This window comes from Bacillus sp. AFS077874 (assembly GCF_002566505.1).
Classification (GTDB): Bacteria; Bacillota; Bacilli; order Bacillales; family Bacillaceae_G; genus Gottfriedia.
Genome location: NZ_NUYF01000014.1, coordinates 149,290 through 168,998, shown reverse-complemented (window position 1 = coordinate 168,998; position 19,709 = coordinate 149,290). Strand labels below are relative to the sequence as shown.

Annotated in this window: 20 protein-coding genes; 7 read left to right on the top strand and 13 right to left on the bottom strand. The window is 32.1% G+C overall.

Features of this window, described 5'->3' with window-relative positions; all coding sequences use genetic code 11:
• Positions 1 to 295 precede the first annotated feature (295 nt).
• The 7 genes from COJ46_RS17145 (at position 296) to COJ46_RS17115 (ending at position 2,794) form a co-directional block, all read left to right on the top strand.
• A complete protein-coding gene (locus COJ46_RS17145) occupies positions 296 to 451 on the top strand; it encodes an aspartyl-phosphate phosphatase Spo0E family protein (protein WP_088012099.1) in 156 nt (51 codons plus the stop codon).
• Positions 452 to 657: 206 nt separating this feature from the next.
• A complete protein-coding gene (locus COJ46_RS17140; protein ID WP_056473587.1) occupies positions 658 to 879 on the top strand; it encodes a spore germination protein in 222 nt (73 codons plus the stop codon).
• A gap of 13 nt (positions 880 to 892) precedes the next feature.
• On the top strand, positions 893 to 1,090 hold the full coding sequence (locus tag COJ46_RS17135; RefSeq protein WP_097973704.1) for a spore germination protein GerPB: 198 nt from the start codon (positions 893 to 895) through the stop codon (positions 1,088 to 1,090).
• Between the two features lie 37 nt (positions 1,091 to 1,127).
• Entirely contained in the window at positions 1,128 to 1,739 is a 612-nt protein-coding gene (gene gerPC / locus COJ46_RS17130) for a spore germination protein GerPC (RefSeq protein WP_097973706.1), read from the top strand.
• Positions 1,736 to 1,912, top strand: a complete 177-nt coding sequence (locus tag COJ46_RS17125; RefSeq protein ID WP_097973707.1) for a spore gernimation protein GerPD — start codon at positions 1,736 to 1,738, stop codon at positions 1,910 to 1,912. The genes gerPC and COJ46_RS17125 overlap by 4 nt, the downstream gene beginning before the upstream one ends.
• Positions 1,912 to 2,562, top strand: a complete 651-nt coding sequence (locus tag COJ46_RS17120; protein WP_097973709.1) for a spore germination protein GerPE — start codon at positions 1,912 to 1,914, stop codon at positions 2,560 to 2,562. The genes COJ46_RS17125 and COJ46_RS17120 overlap by 1 nt, the downstream gene beginning before the upstream one ends.
• Positions 2,563 to 2,578: 16 nt before the next feature.
• Positions 2,579 to 2,794: a spore germination protein gene (locus COJ46_RS17115; protein ID WP_056473576.1), complete on the top strand. Its 216-nt coding sequence runs from the start codon at positions 2,579 to 2,581 to the stop codon at positions 2,792 to 2,794.
• Between the two features lie 35 nt (positions 2,795 to 2,829).
• Here the strand turns inward: COJ46_RS17115 and addA are convergent, their stop codons facing one another.
• The 13 genes from addA to aceA form a co-directional block, all read right to left on the bottom strand.
• Positions 2,830 to 6,570, bottom strand: a complete 3,741-nt coding sequence (addA, locus tag COJ46_RS17110; RefSeq protein WP_097973711.1) for a helicase-exonuclease AddAB subunit AddA — start codon at positions 6,568 to 6,570, stop codon at positions 2,830 to 2,832.
• The gene (addB, locus tag COJ46_RS17105) at positions 6,563 to 10,069 is read right to left on the bottom strand and encodes a helicase-exonuclease AddAB subunit AddB (RefSeq protein WP_097973713.1); all 3,507 of its coding nucleotides are present in this window, start codon (positions 10,067 to 10,069) and stop codon (positions 6,563 to 6,565) included. Before addB ends, addA begins: the two co-directional genes overlap by 8 nt.
• A gap of 93 nt (positions 10,070 to 10,162) precedes the next feature.
• Entirely contained in the window at positions 10,163 to 10,714 is a 552-nt protein-coding gene (lepB, locus tag COJ46_RS17100) for a signal peptidase I (protein ID WP_097973715.1), read from the bottom strand.
• Positions 10,715 to 10,748: 34 nt separating this feature from the next.
• Positions 10,749 to 11,390 (bottom strand): TVP38/TMEM64 family protein, encoded by a 642-nt coding sequence (locus COJ46_RS17095; protein ID WP_097973716.1) that lies wholly within the window; start codon positions 11,388 to 11,390, stop codon positions 10,749 to 10,751.
• 422 nt (positions 11,391 to 11,812) lie between these two features.
• Entirely contained in the window at positions 11,813 to 12,259 is a 447-nt protein-coding gene (locus COJ46_RS17090) for a DUF4367 domain-containing protein (RefSeq protein ID WP_141437753.1), read from the bottom strand.
• Positions 12,260 to 12,485: 226 nt separating this feature from the next.
• Complete coding sequence (locus tag COJ46_RS17085) at positions 12,486 to 12,794, bottom strand: hypothetical protein (RefSeq protein WP_097973718.1); 309 nt, start codon at positions 12,792 to 12,794, stop codon at positions 12,486 to 12,488.
• Positions 12,795 to 13,038: 244 nt separating this feature from the next.
• Positions 13,039 to 13,449, bottom strand: coding sequence for a hypothetical protein (locus COJ46_RS17080; RefSeq protein WP_097973719.1), 411 nt, complete (start codon positions 13,447 to 13,449; stop codon positions 13,039 to 13,041).
• 441 nt (positions 13,450 to 13,890) lie between these two features.
• Complete coding sequence (locus COJ46_RS17075; RefSeq protein ID WP_141437754.1) at positions 13,891 to 14,949, bottom strand: hypothetical protein; 1,059 nt, start codon at positions 14,947 to 14,949, stop codon at positions 13,891 to 13,893.
• Positions 14,950 to 15,496: 547 nt separating this feature from the next.
• Positions 15,497 to 15,658, bottom strand: coding sequence for a hypothetical protein (locus COJ46_RS24780; protein WP_176522445.1), 162 nt, complete (start codon positions 15,656 to 15,658; stop codon positions 15,497 to 15,499).
• A gap of 300 nt (positions 15,659 to 15,958) precedes the next feature.
• On the bottom strand, positions 15,959 to 16,084 hold the full coding sequence (locus COJ46_RS25080) for a hypothetical protein (protein WP_286133417.1): 126 nt from the start codon (positions 16,082 to 16,084) through the stop codon (positions 15,959 to 15,961).
• 798 nt (positions 16,085 to 16,882) lie between these two features.
• Entirely contained in the window at positions 16,883 to 17,344 is a 462-nt protein-coding gene (locus COJ46_RS17065) for a GNAT family N-acetyltransferase (protein ID WP_286133418.1), read from the bottom strand.
• A 194-nt stretch (positions 17,345 to 17,538) separates the two neighbouring features.
• On the bottom strand, positions 17,539 to 18,114 hold the full coding sequence (locus COJ46_RS17060; RefSeq protein ID WP_097973724.1) for a competence protein ComK: 576 nt from the start codon (positions 18,112 to 18,114) through the stop codon (positions 17,539 to 17,541).
• Positions 18,115 to 18,406: 292 nt separating this feature from the next.
• The gene (gene aceA, locus COJ46_RS17055) at positions 18,407 to 19,696 is read right to left on the bottom strand and encodes an isocitrate lyase (protein ID WP_097973726.1); all 1,290 of its coding nucleotides are present in this window, start codon (positions 19,694 to 19,696) and stop codon (positions 18,407 to 18,409) included.
• Positions 19,697 to 19,709 lie beyond the last annotated feature (13 nt).

Sequence of the window (19,709 nt, the reverse complement as noted above, 5' to 3'; positions counted from 1 at the left end):
TCATTTTTAAAAATCATAAATTATATTAATCTAGGATTGTAATCTACTGTCGAAAATAAATTCAATATCATCTATAGCTCCTTACAATTCGACACTCTGTATAGTTTATCCTACAAAAACCTTTCAATTTCCACTATCCTAAGATGGAATGCAGATGAATATTGTAGTATTTTGTAAGTTTTACACTTCTTTTAGCGAATGTCTTCTCATATGAAAATGATTTTGTATAATAGCATTACATACATCGTGAGACCTAGACATAATTCCCTATTCTTGAACAAAGTTGGTGACTAAATTGCTGCTTCATGTTATAGAGAAAAAACGGGCCCGAATGGTATATTATGCGGGACGATATGGCTTTACGAACAAGAAAACAGTTTTATGTAGCCAGGAATTGGACAGGCTAATGAATATGATCTCGACCTTTACCTCTTCTAAAAGGAGAGCCTAATAGCTAGCTTGCGATTAGTTTATGCTAATTGCAGCTAGTATTTTTTTTGATTATAGAATAAAATATCTTATCTTTTTTATTTCCCCCTCACCCTTTTCTTCCTATTAAATAATTAATACTTCTTAACAATACATAGTCTACAATCACGTTTTAGGTTAAATGGCCATATAATACATAATCATAAAAAGAACAAAGGGTGTACAGTCATGCCTGCTTATGTTGGAGTAATTAATATTGTCAGTATCGGTAGTAGCGCTGTAGTTAACGTGGGTGATGCATATAATATCATGCCTAAAAGCAATGCTCAAACGTACGCCGGTGCTGGTTCGTTTAATACAGGTGATAATGTAACAGTTTATAACAATAAAAGTATTTCGACCGTATATGATCAGGATCAAGTTGATCAACCAATGGTTGGCAACATGTAAAGGAGGATGTCGTTTGAATATATATATACATCAAACAATTATTATTAATCAGCTAAAAACCGGTGGGATTGTAAACTCATCTGTTTTTCAAATTGGTACAACAGGACATATAAATGCAAAAACGATCACGAATAATACTGGAGATTATTTAGAGCCAGCACCACCACTTACTGAACCAGGTCAAATCGTTCAAACTTCGCAAGAAACATAATTTTATTCCTGTAGCAAATTGAAAGCGAGGGAATTCTATGAATCAACTAGAATTAAGACAGACTCAAATTGAGCAATTACTATATGAGCAGTCCCAAGTAATTGAACAATTAAAAGCTAAAGTAGTTCAGCTTGAGGCTACTGTTATTGAACTTTCTCAAAGACCTGAGACAAAAATAGATAAAATTGAATATAAATTTGACCAATTAAAAGTAGAAAATTTAAATGGTACGCTAACAATTGGGCTGAATCCTCTTCAAGCCCCAACATTCGATGATTTAACAGTTGAAAACCAACAAATTGATATTAAACCTGACAATAATATGAAAGCCTTGAAATCATATATAGCAGATCGAATTCATTTCCATTTAAAGGAAGAAGCGCTAGAAACCATTCTCCAATTAGAAACAGAGCTTAGAGTGTCAGTAGATGATTATTATCGTCAAATGATGATCGATGATATCCGAAATCAAATGGATATTAGGATTCCTTACTATATTGATTTATATAAAAATAAACCAAACTTCGCTGATAATCCGCTAAGATATTCTGAAGAAGTCGTTTTACACATGTTAAATGATATTCGAACTGCCTATAGTGCCTTTTTACAGAACTTACCGCATAATATTGGGAAGGAGAATAAAGGATGAATTTAAATGTAACAAATTGCAATTTACAAGTAGATGAAATAAAATTTACAGCCATTTCATCATCTTCATTATTTATAGTTGGAGATGCTCATAATATTTCACTATCTTCTATATTTGACACACCACCTGAATCGTTAATAGTTGGACCATTTGTACCTTTATCTGTAAGTTAATGTTTAAAATTGATCCAAGATTTCGTTTAGCCGCCGTAGAAAGATATGATGTAAATACAGTACTATTTTCAAGCATTTTACAGTTTGGGGATACATTTTCAATAAATGCAGAGTCAAATGCTCTCGCACTTCAAGAAGAAGGAAATATGCTTACTACTCCAAGCAGAGATGTTTTTGAAATTTATCCACTTTATAAAGTAATTCCAAAACATCTTCCATATGTACCAAATGTAAAATTAAATCGTGTAAATCTTAACCCGACAATCCAAGTTGGTTCGATTAATTATAATGGTATAAGTTCAGCGAGTGCTTCTATTATAGGGTCAGTTCATAGTGCCACAATGTTAGCACGAGTCCATCAAATACGGCATTTTCTCAAAGCACCTATTTTACATTACCAAACTCCAGGCATTCATACTCAACCTACTTTTGCTCAACTAATGCAGCCACTCATGACATCATCAATGCAACCCTATCAATCAGATGTACTTGTTCAACCTACTACACCAGTTTCGCCAGCAATAACGCCACATACTGTAGTACCAGTAGCACCTGTAGTTCCTGTACACACAGTAGTACCAACCGTGCCTACAGTACCTGTAGTAACAAGACGAAAAGAAGAAACATCAGAACCAAAAATAAACGATTAAGAAAGGAGTATATTTCATGCCAACATTTCTTGGTGCAATTGTCATAACAAGCAATGAAGGAAATATAAATACAGGAGATCTTAATAATATCTCACCAAAAACACAAACAAAATCATATTTCGGCTCAGGTTCAGGTAATACTGGATTCCTACCAGTTGCATTAAACGGTGCAAGTGCGACAAATACTTTAGATGCTGATTTAGTAGATCAAAATGAAGTAGCGACTCTATAATACACAAAAAAGCGATGCATCAGCATCGCTTTTTTCTATAACTCTACAATATGACCACCATCGAAAAAGTATAGATACTTAGCTTTAACAAGTTTATCCATACCCGCTTCAATTGCCTTTGAATAAAGATCGAGTTGAACACCATATCTTCTAATCGCTTCTTGCTTCAAGTCATCGCTTGTTGCAAATGCACCAGTTCGATCGGTTTTATAATCAATTAATATAACCTCGTCTCCATCAATTAAAAGTAAATCAATAATCCCTTGGATTAATACAGCTTCCTCTTCATCTACCCAATCTTTATAAATTTCATTTGTTGAAACACCATAACTAAATGGTACTTCGCGCAGATTTTGATTTGAGTTTGCCACTAATTGACCAAGCTGTGATTGACAGAATTCAAAAATTTCCAAGCTATTTACAGCTTTCCCTTGCTCTTGGGTAATTAATTCTTTTAAAACCATACTATTTATCTGATTAATGATGTCTTCATGAGATGAAACAAATTGATAATCTAGATTTTGCATAACAGCATGGGTAGCAGTTCCTTTTTCAGCTGAATTCATTTTTTGTTCTGACATAAATTTTGGTCTTTCAAGTGGAAAATCTTTCGTTTTAGCCGCTGTAAAACGTTGACTATATGGATCTTCTTCTTGCATTTTCCTTTTTAATTCTGTAACAGATTGTTTTGGTCGATATAGCGTTGATTGTCTATGATGATATTGCCAGTTTAATTGATTCTCTAGTTTTTCATGAAGCTCATCATTGTTAATTTGAATCGGTTCCTTTGACTGAAAGGCTTGAAATACTTCGACTTTATTATTTTCTAATTCCTCAGTTTCCAATGGTTGAATTGTAGAAGCATCTACAATTGAATAATTCCAGCGACATGGATAAAACTGAATTTCATTTTCTGTATGCCACAAATCATCTTCGAGTCTAATTGCATTACTAGAATCGTGCCGAATGATCGAATGACCAATCCAATCAAGATAACTTTTAGCACCACTAATAACGTTTAATGGCAGTAGCCATTCTTTATGGTTTTCAACTTCCTTCCAACTTTCAATCATTTTTTGTCCATCATTTACTTTACCCACTAAAATAAGCTTTTCTCTTGCACGAGTTAATGCAACATAAAGAATTCTTAACTCCTCGGAAATTAACTCTTCATGTTCCTTGCGCTTGATTGTTTCCTTCAAAAGAGTTGAATTAGTCGTACGATACGCAGGATGTACAAAATTCATCCCTAAACCTAATTCTTTTTGTAAAATGAATTTCGCCCTTAAATCCTGCATATTAAATTGCTTAGATGTATTCACGACAAACACAACTGGAAACTCTAATCCCTTACTTTTATGGATTGTCATCATTTGAACGACATTTTCTTGATCACTTAAAATACGAACCTCATCTAGCTTTTCATCTCTTTCTTGCATCCGATCTAAAAATCTTAAAAACTGAAATAGACTTTTATAATTTGATTCTTCTAATGTTTTAGCACGATCAAATATCGTAATTAAATTTGCTTGCCTTTGTTTACCTCCTGGTAAGCCTCCGACAAAGTCAAAGTATGTAGATTCCTTTAATATCTTCCAAATAAAGATTGAAAGTGTCTCCCTTTTAACGAGTCGTTTCCATTCCTTTATTTGTGCAAAGAAATTTACTAATTTAATTGAAAGCTGTTTATGGCGGTTTTCATAATTATTTAGATAATCTTGACATGCATCGTAAAAGGATCCATTTTTATGATTAAGTCTAATCATCGTTAATTCCGGTTCCGAAAGTCCTACAATTGGAGAACGTAGGACAGATGCAAGTGGAATATCTTGAATCGTATTATCGATTAGCTTTAATAAATTTAAAAAGACGGCTACTTCAATCGTTTGAAATAAGTCCTTTGATTTCTCAGCATAAAGCGGTATACCCAACGCTTTGCATTCTTCTATATACAAATCTGCATTCGATAATGAACGGCCTAAAATAGCAATATCATTATATTTTACTGGTCTCATTTCTCCAGTCTTTTCCGTTACTAAATATTCACTTTCAACTAAATACTTTATTCTTCTTGCTACGTACCTTGCCTCAATTTGTTCAAGCTTTTCTTCAACAAGATCATCATCTTCTTGTTCACTATACTCAGGCACATTTTCTTCTTCATCCGAATTCGTTAATAAGATTAATTCAGCAGCCGAGTCTGAGTATTCAGGATAGCTCGCACCTAGCTTTAACATCGCATCTTCATCATACTCAATTCCACCAATTTCTCTTCCCATGATTTGTTGAAAAATAAAATTGGTAGCATCTAATACTTCCGCTCTACTTCTAAAGTTTTTAGAAAGATCGATTCTTAAACCAGTTCTTTCATTTTTTTCTTTTTCATATAAATTGTATTTATTTATAAACAACTGTGGTTCGGCTAATCGAAAGCGATAGATTGATTGCTTAACATCTCCAACCATAAAAAGATTACCAGAAGCTCCCGTGCCTTTTGTAATTAATCTTAAAATCGATTCTTGTACATAGTTCGTATCTTGGTATTCATCTACCAACACTTCGTTAAACTTTTCTTGATAAACTCTTGCAACCGATGAAGGTACTAATAAATCTGTTTCGTCTTTTTCCTTTAAAATTTCAAGTGCATAGTGTTCTAAATCATTGAAATCTAAAATTCCATTTTCTAATTTTGCTTCTTTAAATAACACGATGAAACGATTAACAAGTTCAATTAACTTTTCAACTAGGGGTTTTAATTCACTTATTTGTCTTAATTGAACGTCAATACTTCGACAAAAATACTTATCTCTTATATCCTCAATCTTCTTTTTAACATCTTTTCGGAAATTCGCTACTAATTCCTTTTTCTGTTGATCTCCCTCTGTCTTTTTAATAGTGGGCAATCGGTTAAATACTATTTTTTGTAGACCAACATGTATTTCTTCCCATGATTTTTCTGAAGCATGGAATAAACATTCTAAATTACCGTACTCCTCTTTAAACACTTCAGCATACTTGATTGGGCCATCAGGACTTTCTATTATATCCAATGCTTGTTTATAAGTGTTTATACAAGCAAACAGATCATCTTGAATAAATTTCTTAAGCTCTTGAATAAAAGGAATCTCATCAACTGGTGTACCGACTACATTATATTGATGGATGAATGCATTTAAAAACTCACTTGGGTTTGGATTAGAAATTGCATGGCGATATAGCTTTAATATTAATTTTGGTAAATCATTATCATCTCGATCACTAGTATATCGATCTACTAAATCAAAGAAGACTAAATTAGATTCATCACTGTATTCTGATTCCATCAACTCTTCTAACACTTCATCCATCAGTAATTGAATCTCAATTTCTTCTGCAGTACGGAAGTTTGGATCTAATTCTACCATATAGTAATTTGATCGAATGACTTCCGTACAAAAAGAGTGAATAGTTGAGATTGAAGCTTTATTTAACAAAGAAGCTTGTTTCCTTAAATGATCAGATTCAGGATTATTTACAAGTTGTTTCTCTAATGCAATCCCGATTCTTTCTTTCATCTCCTGGGCACTTGCTTTTGTAAAAGTAACAACAAGTAATTCATCAACATTTATTGGATTTTCATCACGAATGATTTTTTGAATAATTCGTTCAACAAGAACAGCCGTCTTTCCAGAACCAGCAGCTGCTGCTACAAGAATATCTGACCCTTCGAAATCAATCGCTTTTTGTTGGTCGACTGTCCATGTTGTTTTACTTGCGTTATTTTCTTCTTTACTCATCTTTATTCACCACCTCGATCATTTTTTGTAATGCTTCGCTATCTTCTAAAGGAGGTAGAACCCGATATTCATTTCCTTTTACATTCGCATCAAATTGACATACTGATTGGTACGAGCAATAGGTACATGGTATTTTATCCTTTTGCTGATATGGATTTGCTTCTACAAAACCTTTGTATATTTGCTGACCAGCTTCAGTAAATTTTTGCTTTATATAATTGGTCATCATTGGATATTGTTCAGGATTTACCGTTTTTGAATATTTCGCCATGTACTCTCCGGTTTTTTTCAGCCTAATCGGCACAATTTTTGAAGAGCTTCCATCTTGAATTAAGGCTTCATCCATTAACGTATTACTTTCACGATCTTCTAAAAGTAATCCATTCATTTTAAACTTTTTAAAGATCTCATCCTGAATTTCATCGAGTTCGATATTATTTTTAACTTTAACTATCGGATTTTGAACATGGAAATAAAGAATACCAGCCGGGTCCGCGTGTTTTCCAAGTAATGTTGTTGAATTTGCTACAGCTATATCTAAATAGGTTAGTAACTGTAAAGCAAGTCCGTAATAAACATCTGATAATTTTAATTCCTTTTTCGTTGATTTATAATCCAAAATTCGTAAGTAATCGCCTTTTTCACTTGTTGCTTTATCAATTCGGTCAATTCGGCCATTTAATACCATTCTTCTCTTCCCATCAATCGGAAGTTCATAAGAATTTAACTGTTTACCCATACCAAATGGTACTTCTAAAGCAACAGGAACGAATTTACCTGCATGCTCTTGTTGACTTAAAATTGAGGATACTTTAGCAATAACATCCTTCATTTTTTTCTTTAAAAACATATATCGATTCGTACTTAACAAAATCTCGCGTTGAAACTTTGGAGAGATTTCATCTACTACTTTAGCTGCTAATTCATCACATTCTGAATTCGTTAAACTACTCCAGCTTTTCCCGGTCTGTAAAAGATTCTCTCCAATAATTGTTAAAGCACTGTGGAATAATTGACCCATATCAAATGACTCAAACTTATAAATTTCACGTTCTTGTAGCTTTAGACCATAACGTGCAAAATGAGCATATGCGCATTGATGAAAAAGCTCGATTCGTGATACCGATCCACTCAATTCTTCCCCATATAATTCTGTACTTAAATCTTCTCCAAGATCTTTCGCGACATTGTTATACATTACACTACTTATTACTTTATACAGTTTATCTTTTGAATCAGAATTTTCTCGTAAGACATTATAAAGCGTCCACCATAAATCCATATTCGTTTCAGTTTCCCTAGTCGACCAAACTTGAAGCTGAGAGACTAAATTCGTTAACGCTGTACCATAATTTGTATTAGATGTTAGCTGTTCTTCTACGGAACTAAATGTTAAGTCTCCACTTTCAAATTGTTGATGTATATTTGGAAAAATCGATTTTATCCTTTGAATGAGACTTGATGGGGCAAGACTTTTTCCATCATCACTTGCTAACGGGTAACTAATGATTAACTCATGGCTTGCTCGATTAATGCCAGTATAGATATTAAAATTTTCTACAAATAATTGGTGCTTACTTGTTGGTGCTACTTCTACACCAAATGATTGTAAAAACTCTCGTGCAGTATCGCCTAATAATCCGTCTTCACTTGCCTTCCTTGGAATAACACCTTCATTTACACCAATAATATAAGCACATTTTACATTTTGTAATCTTGAATGATCAAAATCAGCTATGTTTACTTGATCTAATGATGCAGGAACATTCGCAAATTGAAGTGATTGAAAACCAGTTTGAAGAATTTCAAAAAATGTTTTACGAGACAGTTTTTCTTCTCCAATTAATTCAACGCATTCATCTAAAAGTTGAATAAACCCTTTCCAAACTTGCTCATGATCTTTACTTTCAATTAAATTGGATCGATTTTCAGCATCATCCTTTAAACGTTGAAGCTTCCTTGAAATATCTAGCGATTCAACAAATTCATACAATGCTACACACATTTCTCTCGCATTTTTTGCTTGCTTTAGATTGCTTTGAAATGTAAGTATTGGCTTTACTAATAAATCTCTTTCGGAATTGATTAATGCCTCGAATTCTAACTCTTCAGTTGTTATCCCTCTATCAATACCTTCAGTTGAGCGATACTTTCGATACTTCCATGGCTCTTCAATCGTCCACCTTTTTCCTTGCTTACCGTACGCTATGCAATAATTCTCAAATAACTCGAGCTGTTCACGATTCTTATCACGATTACTTTCGAATGGATAAACTAATTCCGTTTTATACGCATTGAAAACTGATTCATATCTCCAATTTTTTTGAATGATATCGAAAGTAGCCTGTAAAAACGTAAATAATGGATGCGTTAACATAGAACGCTTTTCTTCAATGAAAATGGGTATTTCGTACGCATGAAAAATAGTCGAAATCAAATGCGAATATGAATCTCCATTTCTTAAGAAAATGGCTATATCACGATATCGGTATCCTAGATCACGTACCTTATTAATAATATCTTTGGCAATCCCATTTACTTCAGCTCGTCGATTAGATGCCGACATAATCTTAATTCCATCTGATTCAAACGAAGGCTTAACTGGTCTGTTATCAAAATTCGTTTCGAAATACTTCAAATCATTCGATTGATTTCTAAAGTTATGATGACAAATAACAGGTTGCTCTATTGTTTGCATTGTATTTAAAGCAATCTCTTTAATTTGTTGATATAGAAGCGCTGGTTTATAAAATAAATTTAATTCATGTGGTAAAAAATCATCATATGGCCGGTCGATTGTGAGAGAGAAATTTACCTCACTACAATATCTCATTAGCTCCTCAACTACATTTCGCTCTTGAGGTGCCAAGTCATAATATCCATCAATATAAATAATACTGTCTTTTATATAATCACTTTTAGGTAATTCTTGAATCAACAAATTTAAATAGTCTTCTGAATCAAGATACTTATCTTTCATATATGTATTAAAAGCATCAAACACTATTTGAATATCATTTATCTTTTGTTGAATAAAGATATGATCCTTTGATGAATCTTGCTCCATTTGTAAAATAACGGAAGATAATTCATCTGAAGAAACTTGAAAACCTTTAAACTCAGCAATAAGACCCGTTAGTTCCTTATAAAATCCTTGTCGATCAGCAACGTGATGAAAAACTTTCAATTCTTCTTTCTTTTCCTCAATAATCTTTCGAAGAATCATAGAAATTCCAATCTCACCAATATGAATCCGACTGATTCCACCTGTTTCTTGTAGAACCTTCCAAGCTAATCGAGTAAAACTAAAAACTTGGGAATTAATAATTGCTTTTTTTTCCTGCCTTTTAACTAATTCATATTCCATCTGAAAGGTCATTTGGTCAGGTACAATAAAAATGATATTTTTTGTTTCATTCTTTAATCGATCTGTAATCTCATTTAAAATGTGATGCGTTTTTCCACTTCCTGCACGTCCTAATATAAATTGAAACGACATAAATCCCCCTCCTTAATGTATTAGAATAATGGTTATTGTTTAGTAAAAAAGTGTTTAAATGTGTACCTAATAAGAAAAGCCCCCATAAGGAGCTTATTTGTTAAAATTCGTATTCAAACTTGAAAGTGGCCAATAAAGTAGATCGACCTTCCCTACAATTTTATCAATTTTTACAAATCCAAACAAACGACTGTCATAACTTTTTGGTCGATTGTCCCCTTCAACAAAAACATAGCCTGGTGGAACTTTCGTTTTACCTGTAACTTCGTTTAAATTAAAATCAGGTGTAAAAGCTGTTCCCTTTAAAGAACTTTTGTAATCATTTAAATATGGTTCATTCCATTTTTTATCGTTAACATAAAGCTGATCATTTTTATATTCAATTGAATCTCCAGGTAAACCAATGACACGTTTAACATAATCTTCTTGCTTATTTGCATGAAAAACAATTACGTCAAATCTGTTAATATCACTAATTTCATATCCAAATTTATTTATAACTAGTAAGTTTCCATCCTTTAAAGTTGGCATCATAGATTCTCCATCAACTACATATGTAGAAAATAAGAACGTTCTTACAATAAAAGCAATTGCGATCCCAATAATGATCGCTTTTCCCCAGTCAAATACTTCTTTTCTTAGCATAAAGTTGCTCTCTCCCTCCCTGAGTCATAATGCTTTATTGCTCATCAGATGATCGAGACGCACTCTTTTTCTCTGTTGTTTTTTCTTTGATGTCCATACGTTTCTCAATCACTTTTCCAACTATCCATAATACGAATATAAAAATTCCTATGTACAAAGCTTTAATCGGTTTCTGAAACACTGAAGTTAAATCTTTCCCTAAATAACTAATCATCGCGATCATTGTAAACTTTCCAAGTACCAATGCGATAAGAAATTGTGATATTTTAATACGTGACAAACCGGCTACTATATTTATTAAAAAAGATGGTGAAAACGGAAATGCAAACATAATAAAAATTGGACCAAATCCCCTTTTTTCAATCCACCCTATTGATGATTCTACTTTCTTATGTTTACTTACAAATGAAAAAAATCGTTTCTGACCAAATTTTCTAACAACATAGAATAGTAAAATGGAACCTAAGCAAGAACCAATCCATGAATATAAAAAACCTAATAAAGGACCAAATGCTGCTGCATTAGCAAATACAAAAATGACCAAAGGTAAAATTGGACAAATTGCTTCGATAAAAGGGATTGAAATTCCAACTAATGGACCATAATCTTTGTATTGTTGAATGAGATGTAAAAAATGTTCTTCTGTAAAAAAAGCCTTTAAGTCAAAAACGTTCATTTAAATATGAATCTCTCCTTAAGCCGTATTTCTAAATAGATATCCTTACTGTTAACATTATCACATATAACTATTTATTCAATAATAATAAATGATTCTAACTAGTATTTTTTGTAATAATTTGACTGATTATCTTATAAATATTTTTTTACTAATTTGTTCCTAATGATGCTTAATGTAATTCTAATAAACTATTTTTAAAATAAATAAAAAAACTACTTCACTGAATGGAAAAGTAGTTTTTTCATGCGTTGAAATAGAATTTTTCAATTAAATAAGTAACGTCATGTTGATTTCCAATTCAGGGTGCTCGCTTTCCGTGTTAAATTAAATTGTTGATTTTTGAAATAAAAAAGAGGCTGTCAAATTAGACAACCTTTAGGAACTCTTATCTAACTATCGCATCAGTTAGTTGCATTAGGTTACTTCATTGATCGTGCAATTTTTACCATTATTTCATCCGTTAAATTATCACTATCCATTGTAATGAACGTTCCATCTTGAGACCAAAAAAGTAAGCCACCCATAATAAATTTTCCATTTAGGTATGTACCACTATTTGCCCATTCTTTGAAATACCCTTTATGCCCATTAATATCAACTTGTTTAGTACCTTTCAAATGGAAATCATCATCGATTGATGAAATTCGCTTCCTCTGTCCTATACCCACCATTAACTCCGCACCATTTCTATCAAAATAATGTAGTCTAAAATTAGTAAAGTTTTCTGTAACTCCCCAAGGGTATGTTTTAGTTTCTATTGTCCAATCTCTTGGAATCCTTTTTGGAGTAAAAACTTTAAAATCCACTTTTTTCTTTATTTCTGAAACTGTCATACTGTTACGGTTATACTTGATTTCTTTAGCCATAATGTGTTGGACTACAAATAATAAGGAATAAGACAATGATTAATCGAATAAAAGATGCCAATTTACTACCTCAATTCTCATTTTATTTTTGATAGTAGTATCTCCGAATGTTCTCTTATAAATAAACGATAATTACATTTATTTCATAAAAAAAAGCCGCATTTGCGACCCGTGATCTTGTTGAACTAACACTTGCGTTAGTTCAATAACCTGCTCCTCTTTTTTCTTAAACAATTTTATAAAAGAAAATGAACACCGCAGTGATTCTTACAGCCCAATATACCGATAAATGATAATATTTAGCTTTCTTACTATTAATTTCTCCATTTAATGAAACTAATCTTTTAATAAACTTCTTTAAAATATGATAAAAACAAGTTAGAACCAATACGAAAATTAGTAGAAATAAAATTATATAAAACCAAGTATCAATCAAATTTTTAATACCTAATATACTTAATATTGCTAATATCACGAATCCTAAAAGATAATAAAACTCATTAAAAATTTTTTCGAAAAGTTCCATCTTCTTCATTTTGTAAACTCCTTAAATAGGGTTAACTCCATTTAAAACTACTCACTAGTAGCTTCCTCATATTTATTAATTACTAATAATTATACCTTGACAATTGTTCTTTGTAATTTGGGGGAATTGTGCTTTTTTCATAGAATTTTAAATGAGCCATATTGAACTAAACTGCCATTATGTTAAATAAAAAAAACTGCCGAAGCAGTCATTCATTGTTCAACTAACGCATGCTTTAGTTGTATAAGTCAATTTAATATTTCATAAATGTTGTGACGCTTCGCTTTGATACTACTCTACGAGTTGTAAGTTCATTCATCCAATTCCTTTCGTCAAATTGATATTCTCCCAATTCATCTTTATATGTAAGCTGTAATAGGTTGATCGTTCTTGCTTCATTCGGATTATTTATCGATTCTGGTAATAGTTCTTTACCATCACAGTATTCATACACCTCAACTATATCACCTAACTCCATAAATTCTTCTAAAAAGGATATAAAGGAGAGCTTTTCATATCCAAAAATCTCATAAACATATGGCAAAGTTAAAGGCAAATCAATACTGTATTCCTCACCTGAACTAATATTCAAAATGTGTCTTTCAAATACATATTTTAAATCTTCAATCCGCTTCATTGTTGCAATAATGATATGGCTTGACATACAACTCCCTCCCTTTATTTAAAATATTATTCCAGTAGCAAAGTTCCTATTCTTGTTTAACTAAACTGTCATTTAGTCCAATAAAAAATGACCGACGAATCGTCGATCATGTTGTTCAACTAATGCATGCGTTAGTAACATAAGAATTATTATTTAAATTGTAATTCATTTTTGAAACACCCCTTATTCATAGCACTACCGTGAGCTTCCTTTTCGGATATATTTTTTATTGTGGTGTCACACCATTTTTAAAATAATCCAGGTTTATATTTCTTCTTGTATAATAACAAATCATAATGCCATATTTCGTCCTAAAAAATATTTCGATATAATTTCTAATTTGGGTAATTTTGAGCCATTTTCATTTTTTTTGTTCTGAATCGTTAAAAAAATATTAAAAAAGAGTACTCAATAAAGAACACTCCTTCTGAAAAATAGACTTTAGTTTTGGCTCATTGGTGTAATGATATGAATTGTTTTCGTAATCTCAAATGATTGAGGATTTAAATCAATTCCATTTCCTTTTACTGCACCTGATAAAGTAATGCTGTAATCACCAGGAGTAAGGACTAAGTCAACGGGAGTCATAACTGCTTTTGATAATGCTGAACCGTCTGCCCCACCATTATCATTACCTTTGAAAGTATCACCAGAAAAAATACCATTTAAGATTCCAACTGCAGATCCTTCTTTAAGGTAACTAGCTGCTGTTCCGTAACTACCTGCATTTGCAAAATAGTTAAAATCTTGACCTTTTACAATTGTTGAATCTGTTGCAGTAGTAGAAATTACATTATTATTAGTAGCATTTGAAACAGTAATTGAAAGACCTGTTACACGGTTTGTTAATGCATCATCACCAATACTGAAAGAATATTTTCCATTTGGATTTTGCTTAGAAACTTGAACTGATTCACCAGCGATATCAGCTGTTACTTGAATATGTGCTGAAGAATCTCCTGTTGTTTTAGTAAGGTCCCATGCAGTGAAAGGTGCTACAGCTTCAGTTGTTGTTGGTGAAACATTATAAGTATAAGTAAAAATAAATGTTACAGTTTTAAAAATTGGATTACCTTTTTTATCTACACCTGTTTGGATACTTTTATCTACTTTAACATCTTGAGTGTAAGTTGTTCCAGTTAATGTATCGCCCTCAAGGAATGCATGTTGGTTGTTGTTATCTGCAATTACTTGAGTTAAAGGTTTTTCTAAAGGAGCTGGTGCAACCGGCGCATCTGGTCCAACAATTGAGCTGTCTCCACCTCTAACTTCAACTGTAGGTTTATTATTATCCCAAGCATTTGTAAAGTAACTTGCAGCAGTTGCTGTATTGTAGTGATAAAATTGGTTTTCTACAAGTGCAAAAGTACCTTCAGTATGTAAATCTGCCATAATTGATTGTGCAGTGCTTGTTCCATTTGTTGTTGCCGCCATTGCATTGTAAGATAAACCAAATAGTGTTGCACTTGCTAAAATCCCTGATAATAATTTCTTTTTCATTTTCATTTCCAACTCCCTTTATATGTAATTTTTTAAAGGTCGGTTACACTACTAGCTCCATATGATCCAAGTGTCCATATACAAACCATCCTTCTTAGCTCTTAGCTCCCTTCCTCCCTAATAGGACTGTAACCAGTTTATGCCAAAAGAACCGATTTGTAACTTGGGGAAATCTAGTATTTTTTAACTGTATATTCACACCGTTTTAACCACCCTTTTCTTCGTTAAATTATTTTTATATAATAAAATATTCCTGTTTTTCAACAAACTTCTTTGAATTTTAACATATGAACGAAATTGAAGTGATTCCTGAAGAACAATATGGGAATACATTTTTCCAAAAAGTTCTATCTCTTTTATTCATTAGTAAAATTTTTCAAAAGAAACTCTCAGAAGCTCTATCATTTATAATTTAAATAGTTTTATAAAAGATAGAACTAACTAATTTCTTATGCAACTAATCTGCCATTTTGTTGAATAAAAAAGACCGCCGAAGCAGCCAATCGTAAGTAACTAAAGCATGCGTCAGTTCAATATATAATTTGTTTTAGTAATCTAGATTATTAATCACCAATAGGGCGATTGAAATAAGTGCTATTAATATCCAAATAACTCTGGTTAACTTTTTATTTTGTCGGACACCTTTCTTATCTATTATAAAATAACCACACAGTAACAAACCAAATAAAATATTAATTACCCAACGCACTACAATTCCACCATTTTTATAATTCCTTAATTAATTATACACTTCATTCGACTTAGATAATTTGGGGGAATTTAACCTTTTTGTTCAAAGAATTTTGGTTCACCCTTATTGAACTAAACTGCCATTTACTTCAATAAAAAAAATCGACTAAACAGCCGATCTTGTTGATAATAGAATCAATTTTCCACTTTAAAATATTTTGAGACTTCGAAAAATACACTTAAACCTATAATGAAAAATAATAATCCAAACCAGAAGGTGAAGTTTGTAATATTCCATAAATATGAAGGTGTTAAATTTTTAATAGCAGTCATTAATACCGTTACCATTACCATTAAAAGATAAGGAAATAAGTATCTTTTCGAACCCACCTAATACCATCATAATAACTCCCATAAATACAAATATTATCCCAAAGTTTTTCATTTAGTTAATCTCCTATTTTATAATATGTTTAATGAAAGTTTCTATATTCTTATTAAACTATCCTGCTATTTTATTGAATAAAGAAATCAAAAATCTTTTAAAACAGACCCTCAAAAAAACACTCGTTCAAGGTTCATTTATATTAATTTTTAATGTTCATAAACGAACCAATTAAAGAGCCTATTCCTCCAAAAAGTAGTGTTGATGAACCTTTAAAGATGACGTTCAATAAATGCGATATTATCTTGAAGAAACCACTCTTTTAATGTTTGATTTTTAAACACAAAAAAGAAGCCGATAATCAGCTTCTTAACTTTTCATTGAACTAAAGCACTGGTTAGTTTAATAAGAGTTATTTATGTAGTTGTGATATATAAAAGGATTGTGATGCAACTAAAATTATCATAACCGATAAGACAAAGAAGGTAATTGACCAGCTTTTCTTTTTTAAAATATATTGCTCTATCCCCGATAAAAACATATATAACGCAAGGGTAATTCCTATTAGCCCAGAATAGAAAAAATTAGAGGCGGGAGATGATTTTAAAGAAAAAATAAAAAATAACGTGACTGGAATTCCCAATATCATTTGAGTAATTACGATCGGCTTTATCCTGTTCTTAAAAAAACGGTCGCTAAACGTCATAAAACATAAGCCCTCCTTTCTGTAAAAAAATGCGTTTATTTCTATAAAGTCGATCATGTTATTCAACTAATGCATACTTAAAGAACGCAATAAATTATGTTGGTACTCTTAATTACTATTTAAATTGTAGACTGTCTAAAATATTAAATGTACTACTTAGTTTTTAAAGAATATATATGCTCATCAACGAAACCTTTAACAACCCTTCCAGTATTCTGAAATCCTACTGATTCATATAGTTTTTTTGCAGTCTCATTTTCTGGATGGAAGCTTAGTAGTATCTCTTCACATTTAAAATGGTTTACTATTTCTTGTATTACTAAGTTTAATCCTTCTTTTCCATACCCTTTACCTTGGTGGTTAAAATCTATCATAAATCTACAAATTTCATATCCTTGAAGTTCTTCTGAATAACCATACATAGTAAATCCGATTAGGGTTTCATTATAATAGATAGCTTTTGTGACCCAGTTTCCTTCTATACTAGACTGTGCTAGAGAAAAACAATTAGAAGCAATATTTTTTTCGAAAATTTTATTCGCTTGATCATTAGCACTTCTAAGCATAACGATGTTAAACCAGTTTTGAATAGTGACTTCTTTTAATACGATCAAGTTGAATACCTCCCTTACATAATTAAATTTTACCAAAATTCCAATAATTTTGAGTAAATTAATTATATAGATTAAAAAGTTACAGCATTTTAGGAGATAAGTAAATAAGTGTCATAGATGGACTTGATCAAATAATTCACATAAAAAAACTACTTTACTAAATGTTAAGTAGTCAAAATTTTAATCTTTCACTTTTATTTTTCGTGTACTGACATTCCTTTTATATATGAGGTAATTTCGTTGTCAGGGATTAATTTGTAAGATTTTTGTTGGGTATTCTCAGGGTTGAGCCGATCTTCATAAATCGCCCTTAAATGTGCAGTTCGGTATAATTGGTTTTCAAATGAGCCACGAGATATTTCTAATGGAAGTTCAACACCATTGAAAAATTCAACAACTGATCGATTGTATTTACCGCCTCTGAAATTAGAAACATGATTGTAGGAGATCCAAGAACATTCTACTTTTAAAGAAGATGAAGTGGGGAAAAAGAAAATTTGATTCATTGAGCTGATCGCTATTGGTGGTTTGTGAGTGATGGAAATCATTTGTTTCGTTCCTTCACGCCTACCCCGGTAACTACTTCCGAAGTAAGCACAGCTCCTTTCTATAATTTCAATCGGTTTCATTAAAACATAAAAATTATCATCTGTTTCGAATACCTTTGAAATTACAACTAAATCGACCGTAAATTCTGGAATGATTGCCATTGTTGACTTATTAATCTCGTACTCATTTAATACTTTAACTTGTCCTTTCACATGATTCATCCTTACAACTCCTTCTGTTATTAGTATTGAACTGTTAAATTTTGTGGGCTACAAGATAGTCTCTTAAATAATTTGATAGCCAACAATAAAGTTTAACAAGATCAGACAAAGAATTTTTTAACATGAAGTATAGTAGCAACTTTGATGTTAGAGAAATAATATCACAATTCTTTATTTGTAAAATCATTTTTTGAATACTTTAACAAAAGTGTCATTGTTTACTAAATTTTAGGATAAAAGCCAATAGAAAAACCACCTTTCTCACATTCGAAAAAAGTGGTTTTTTTACTAATTAATTAGATGAAAATTGTTGTTCCTCAGTAGAGCCTTTAAGAGCTGTTGTTGAAGAAGTTCCTCCAGTAATAATTTGAGCTACTTGATCAAAATATCCTGTTCCAACTTCGCGTTGGTGTCTTGTTGCAGTATAGCCATATTGTTCACTTGCAAATTCAGCTTGTTGAAGTTCTGAATATGCTCCCATTCCACGATCTTTGTAGTTTCTAGCTAATTCAAACATGCCAAAGTTTAACGCATGGAAACCAGCAAGGGTAACGAATTGGAATTTATAACCCATTGCTGCAATTTGTTGTTGGAAAGTCTCGATTGTTTCGTCATCTAGTTTCTTTTTCCAGTTAAAAGAAGGTGAGCAGTTATAAGCTAGTAATTTACCTGGGAATTTGGCATGAATAGCATCTGCAAAACGTTTTGCATCCTCTAGATTTGGCTCTGACGTTTCACACCAAACTAAGTCTGCATACGGTGCATAAGCAAGACCACGAGCAATTGCTTGATCTAACCCCGCTTTCGTACGATAAAAACCTTCAGGTGTTCTTTCACCTGTAATAAATTGTTTATCGACAGGATCAATATCACTTGTAATTAAATCTGCTGCATCTGCATCAGTTCGTGCAACAATAAGGGTAGGTACTGCCATTACATCCGCTGCTAAACGAGCAGAGATTAAGTTACGCACCGCCGTTTGTGTTGGTAATAATACTTTCCCACCTAAATGGCCACATTTTTTCTCCGAAGACAATTGATCTTCAAAATGCACACCTGCCGCTCCTGCTTCAATCATACTTTTCATTAGTTCAAATACATTTAATTGTCCACCGAAACCAGCCTCTGCATCTGCCATAATCGGTGCGAAGTAGTCGATTTCTTCTCCACCTTCAACATATTGAATTTGATCTGCACGTTGGAAAGCCTGATTAATTCGTTTTACAACTGCTGGTACAGAGTTTGCCGGATATAAGCTCTGATCTGGGTACATTTGACCAGAAAGATTCGCATCAGCAGCTACTTGCCATCCACTTAAATAAATAGCCTTCAAACCTGCTTTTACTTGTTGAATTGCTTGATTTCCAGTTAATGCTCCTAGTGCATTAACATAGCTTTCTTCATTTAAAAGCTTCCATAATTTTTCCGCGCCTTTTTTTGCCAATGTTTGTTCAATATCGATTGATCCTCTTAATTTAATTACATCTTCAGCAGTGTATGTTCTTGTAATGCCATTCCATCTAGAATCCAGCTCCCAGCTTTCTTGTAATTCAGCAATACGCTTTTCACGATTTTTCGTCATATTCAATTCCTCC

Bases quoted from the DNA above. Each gene is read 5' to 3' on its own strand.
- COJ46_RS17140 (WP_056473587.1), top strand. From the start codon at position 658: ATGCCTGCTTATGTTGGAGTAATTAATATTGTCAGTATCGGTAGTAGC.
- gerPC (WP_097973706.1), top strand. From the start codon at position 1,128: ATGAATCAACTAGAATTAAGACAGACTCAAATTGAGCAATTACTATAT.
- COJ46_RS17125 (WP_097973707.1), top strand. From the start codon at position 1,736: ATGAATTTAAATGTAACAAATTGCAATTTACAAGTAGATGAAATAAAA.
- COJ46_RS17120 (WP_097973709.1), top strand. From the start codon at position 1,912: ATGTTTAAAATTGATCCAAGATTTCGTTTAGCCGCCGTAGAAAGATAT.
- COJ46_RS17115 (WP_056473576.1), top strand. From the start codon at position 2,579: ATGCCAACATTTCTTGGTGCAATTGTCATAACAAGCAATGAAGGAAAT.
- addA (WP_097973711.1), bottom strand. From the start codon at position 6,570: ATGAGTAAAGAAGAAAATAACGCAAGTAAAACAACATGGACAGTCGAC.
- addB (WP_097973713.1), bottom strand. From the start codon at position 10,069: ATGTCGTTTCAATTTATATTAGGACGTGCAGGAAGTGGAAAAACGCAT.
- lepB (WP_097973715.1), bottom strand. From the start codon at position 10,714: ATGCTAAGAAAAGAAGTATTTGACTGGGGAAAAGCGATCATTATTGGG.
- COJ46_RS17095 (WP_097973716.1), bottom strand. From the start codon at position 11,390: ATGAACGTTTTTGACTTAAAGGCTTTTTTTACAGAAGAACATTTTTTA.
- COJ46_RS17090 (WP_141437753.1), bottom strand. From the start codon at position 12,259: ATGGCTAAAGAAATCAAGTATAACCGTAACAGTATGACAGTTTCAGAA.
- COJ46_RS17085 (WP_097973718.1), bottom strand. From the start codon at position 12,794: ATGAAGAAGATGGAACTTTTCGAAAAAATTTTTAATGAGTTTTATTAT.
- COJ46_RS17080 (WP_097973719.1), bottom strand. From the start codon at position 13,449: ATGTCAAGCCATATCATTATTGCAACAATGAAGCGGATTGAAGATTTA.
- COJ46_RS17075 (WP_141437754.1), bottom strand. From the start codon at position 14,949: ATGAAAAAGAAATTATTATCAGGGATTTTAGCAAGTGCAACACTATTT.
- COJ46_RS25080 (WP_286133417.1), bottom strand. From the start codon at position 16,084: ATGAAAAACTTTGGGATAATATTTGTATTTATGGGAGTTATTATGATG.
- COJ46_RS17060 (WP_097973724.1), bottom strand. From the start codon at position 18,114: ATGAATCATGTGAAAGGACAAGTTAAAGTATTAAATGAGTACGAGATT.
- aceA (WP_097973726.1), bottom strand. From the start codon at position 19,696: ATGACGAAAAATCGTGAAAAGCGTATTGCTGAATTACAAGAAAGCTGG.